Genomic DNA, 1,824 nt, shown 5'->3' on the forward strand with positions numbered 1-1,824 from the left:
CATTTGATCTTCGTCGGCGGCAATTTCAGCCATTACCAGCGGCTGGGCGATGCGGCGATCAAGGTGCTCGACGATTTTACGCCTGTGGTCGAGCGCATTTCCATCGACGAGGCGTTTGCCGACGTCGCCGGCTGCACGCATCTGTTCGGCTCGCCGCAGGAGATCGCGACAACCATCCGCCGCCGCGTACGGGCCGAACTCGGCCTGCCGATCTCGATCGGCGTGGCGCGCACCAAGCATCTGGCCAAGATCGCCTCGCAGGTCGCCAAACCCGACGGGCTGGTGGTCGTCGAACCCGGCACCGAACTCGCCTTCCTGCATGATCTGCCGGTCGGACTGATGTGGGGCGTCGGCCCGGCGACCAGGGCGCGGCTGGCCGAGATCGGCGTCGAGACCATCGGTCAACTGGCCAGGACGCATGGCGGCGCGCTGACGCGCCTGCTCGGTCCCGCCGCCGGCGAAAAGCTCGCCGCCCTGTCCTGGAACCGCGACCCGCGAAAGCTGGAGACGAAGCGCCGCGCGCATTCGGCCGGCGCCCAATCGGCGCTTGGCCAGAAGCCGGCTATGGCACGGGTCATCGTGCCGACACTGCTGCATCTGGCCGACCGCGTCGCCAGCCGGCTGCGCGCCAAGGCAAGGCCCGGCCGCACGGTGACGGTACGCGTGCGCTTTGCCGATCTCCGCGCCGTCACCCGTTCGATCACGCTTGACCAGCCGATCTCGGCGACCGCGATGCTGGCCGAGATCGCCGGCGATCTGGTGCGCGGCCTGCTTGCCGACAATCCACAGGAGAAAACGATCTCGCTGCTGGCGATCTCGGTCTCGCATCTTGAGGAAAGCTTCGAGTTACAGCTCGACCTGCCGCTTGGCCTCGCCGACGAGAGGCGCCGGCCCGGCACGAAGAAGGGCCTAGCACGCTTCGACGCCGACCGCCTGTTTGCCAAAGCGCTCGCGGATCTTGTCGATGGCGCGGTCGGTTCCCGACGAATTCAGGGAGTTGGCGGAGAAGGAGCTGTGAAGCCGGGGGCTACTCCATCTCTTCGCCGTCCCAGTACCGCCTCACCGCTCCCATGTCGAAAATGCCGTCGCGCCGGCGCAAGGCGTCGACCGCCATCTTGTTGGAATCTGGATAGACGCAGACCTCGTTGGGATTTTTCTCGCCGATCATCAGGTAGCGGCACGGCCCCGTGCCGCTGTTGAGGAAGGAATGCCCGACCGCCAGGCCGGCCGGAAAGCAGACATAGTCGCCGGCTTTCATTTCGTGGCGCTCCTCGCCAAGCAGCAGCGTCACCTCCCCTTCCAGGATCAGCGCATGCTCCTCTTCCAGCATGTGATAGTGCCGGGGCGCCAGGCGCATGCCGGGCGCCGGCGCTTCGATCAGCATGCCGACATGATAGTCGGAGCGTCCCAGCGCGGCATAAGTCAGGTGCCTGGACCGGCCGCCGAACCGCGGGCCTTCGCCTTCGACCTTCCATTCGACAGCATCGCTGGCGATCGGCGGGATCGGCGCGGCCGGGGGTTTGGTGACACCGGCCGTCACATCCGACGGCAGCGGATCGCCGGCGGTAAGGCCGGTGTTCTCGCCGTCCCAGTAAGTTCGGATGGCTGCGAGATCGAAGATCGCGCGGCGGCCCAGGGCGCGTACCAGCACCTTGTTGGAGGCGGTGTAGACGACCACTTCATTCGGGTTGCGCTCGCCGACGATGACATAGCGGCACAGTGCGTCGCTGGTATTGATCAGGCAATGCCCCGCCGCGGCACCGGCGGGAAAGCAGATGTAGTCGCCGGACTTCATGGCATAGGCCGCGTCGCCGACATACGCGG

The 1,824-nt window shown here is 66.6% G+C and carries 1 protein-coding gene and 1 pseudogene; one reads left to right on the top strand and one right to left on the bottom strand.

The window, feature by feature from the left end; genetic code table 11:
- Positions 1–1,018: pseudogene (locus tag EN994_RS29600) on the top strand (DNA polymerase IV); the annotation flags it as partial.
- Positions 1,019–1,027: 9 nt separating this feature from the next.
- Here EN994_RS29600 and EN994_RS36905 read toward each other — a convergent pair.
- Positions 1,028–1,824 (bottom strand): cupin domain-containing protein (locus EN994_RS36905; RefSeq protein WP_127308062.1); only part of this gene is annotated, 797 nt, incomplete at its 5' end.

Source organism: Mesorhizobium sp. M7A.F.Ca.CA.002.09.1.1 (assembly GCF_003998555.1).
Classification (GTDB): Bacteria; Pseudomonadota; Alphaproteobacteria; order Rhizobiales; family Rhizobiaceae; genus Mesorhizobium; species Mesorhizobium ciceri.